The organism is Sphingobacterium sp. T2 (assembly GCF_000814685.1).
In the GTDB taxonomy this organism is placed as follows: domain Bacteria; phylum Bacteroidota; class Bacteroidia; order Sphingobacteriales; family Sphingobacteriaceae; genus Sphingobacterium; species Sphingobacterium thermophilum.
Genome location: NZ_JXAC01000307.1, coordinates 1 through 2500, shown reverse-complemented (window position 1 = coordinate 2500; position 2500 = coordinate 1). Strand labels below are relative to the sequence as shown.

The window sequence follows — 2500 nt, the reverse complement described above, 5'->3', positions numbered from 1 at the left end:
AAAAAGAGTTCTTTGACATATTGGAAGAAAGAAAAAGATAACGATAAGACAACAGCGGAGTCTGGATAAATCTAGACGAAGCGTTCTCATAGTTAGCAAAAGGGCTATGAGAAGAAGAAAGTAATAAAGGGCACACGGGGGATGCCTAGGCTCTCAGAGGCGACGAAGGACGTGGTAAGCTGCGATAAGCTGCGGGGATTGGCAAACGCGAATAGATCCGCAGATTTCCGAATGGGGTAACCTAACTACCTGAAGGGTAGTTGTCTAAAAGACGCGAACGCGCTGAACTGAAACATCTAAGTAGGCGTAGGAGGAGAAAACAATAGTGATTTCCCAAGTAGTGGCGAGCGAACGGGAAAGAGCCCAAACCGTTATTGTTACGGCAATAACGGGGTTGTAGGACCTTCACTAAGGATATCGGGATGAACTGGAACCGGATGGGAAGCCGGGCGATACAGGGTGATAGCCCCGTACAGGTAAAGAACGATATTCTGGAGGTATCCTGAGTACCGCGGGACCGGAGTAATCCTGTGGGAATCCGCCAGCACCATCTGGCAAGGCTAAATACTCCTGAGAGACCGATAGTGAACCAGTACCGTGAGGGAAAGGTGAAAAGAACCCCGAACAGGGGAGTGAAAAGAACCTGAAACCGTGTGCTTACAAGCGGTTGGAGTCCCGTCTTTGGCGGGATGACAGCGTGCCTTTTGCATAATGAGCCTACGAGTTACTCTTCACTGGCGAGGTTAAGCGATTAAGTCGCGGAGCCGCAGCGAAAGCGAGTCTGAATAGGGCGTATAGTCAGTGGAGGTAGACGCGAAACCTTGTGATCTACCCTTGGGCAGGTTGAAGGTTGGGTAACACCAACTGGAGGACCGAACCGATAAACGTTGAAAAGTTTCCGGATGACCTGAGGGTAGGGGTGAAAGGCCAATCAAACTGGGAAATAGCTCGTACTCCCCGAAATGTTTTTAGGAACAGCGTCGATATTAGAGTCTTATAGAGGTAGAGCTACCGATTGGGTGCGGGGGAGTCAAATCCTACCAAATCCAGACGAACTCCGAATGCTATGAGATATTATCGGCAGTGAGGCTTTGGGTGCTAAGGTCCAAGGCCGAGAGGGAAAGAACCCAGACCATCAGCTAAGGTCCCCAAATGTGTTCTAAGTTGAACTAACGAGGTCCGGTTGCCCAGACAGCTAGGATGTTGGCTTGGAAGCAGCCATTCATTTAAAGAGTGCGTAACAGCTCACTAGTCGAGCGACCGGGCGTGGATAATAAACGGGCATCAAGAACACTACCGAAGCTATGGATTCTTGCATTAAGCGAGAGTGGTAGGGGAGCATTCTATCGAGGGAGAAGCCGCATGGTGACGTGTGGTGGACTTTATAGAAAAGCAAATGTAGGCATAAGTAACGATAAGGCGGGTGAGAAACCCGCCCACCGAAAGACTAAGGTTTCCTGATCAACGCTAATCGGATCAGGGTTAGTCGGGGCCTAAGGCGCATCCGAAAGGAGGAAGCCGATGGACAACTGGTTAATATTCCAGTACTTTTCTTTACTGCGATGTGGAGACGGAGTAGTGACACTGCCGCGGACTGACGGAATAGTTCGTTAAAGGGTGTAGGTATAGGAGCTGTAGGCAAATCCGCAGTTCTTGCTGAGGCCCAATAGTACAGCAAACCTACGGGGGCGCTGATAGAGCAGGTAATCAGACTTCCAAGAAAAACCGCTAAGCTTCAGGTAAAGAAAACCCGTACCGTAAACCGACACAGGTAGTCGAGGAGAGAATCCTAAGGTGCTCGAGTGAATCATGGCTAAGGAACTCGGCAAAATGGCCCTGTAACTTCGGGAGAAGGGGCGCTGTCTCTGTGATGAGCAGCCGCAGTGAAAAGGCCCAGGCGACTGTTTAGCAAAAACATATGGCTTTGCAAAATCGAAAGATGAGGTATAAGGCCTGACACCTGCCCGGTGCTGGAAGGTTAAGAGGGGATGTTAGTCATAAGGCGAAGCATTGAATCGAAGCCCCAGTAAACGGCGGCCGTAACTATAACGGTCCTAAGGTAGCGAAATTCCTTGTCGGGTAAGTTCCGACCTGCACGAATGGTGTAACGATCTGGCGCTGTCTCAGCCATGAGCTCGGTGAAATTGTGGTATCGGTGAAGACGCCGGTTACCCGCAACGGGACGGAAAGACCCCATGAACCTTCACTATAGCTTAACATTGAGATTGGATACAGGATGTGTAGGATAGGCGGGAGTATATGAAGCGGGTTCGCCAGGATTCGTGGATACGACGTTGAAATACCGCCCTTTCTGTATTCGGTTTCTAACTTGCTGAATAGCGAGGACATTGTTTGGTGGGTAGTTTGACTGGGGTGGTCGCCTCCAAAAAGGTAACGGAGGCTTTCAAAGGTAAGCTCAGTACGCTTGGTAACCGTACGCGGAGTGCAATGGCAAAAGCTTGCTTGACTGTGAGGCCTACAAGCCGAGCAGGGTCGAAAG

The 2500-nt window shown here is 50.1% G+C and carries 1 rRNA gene; it reads left to right on the top strand.

The features are described from left to right. Positions 1 to 114 precede the first annotated feature (114 nt). Positions 115 to 2500: ribosomal RNA gene (locus SD31_RS14420) — 23S ribosomal RNA — on the top strand; the annotation flags it as partial.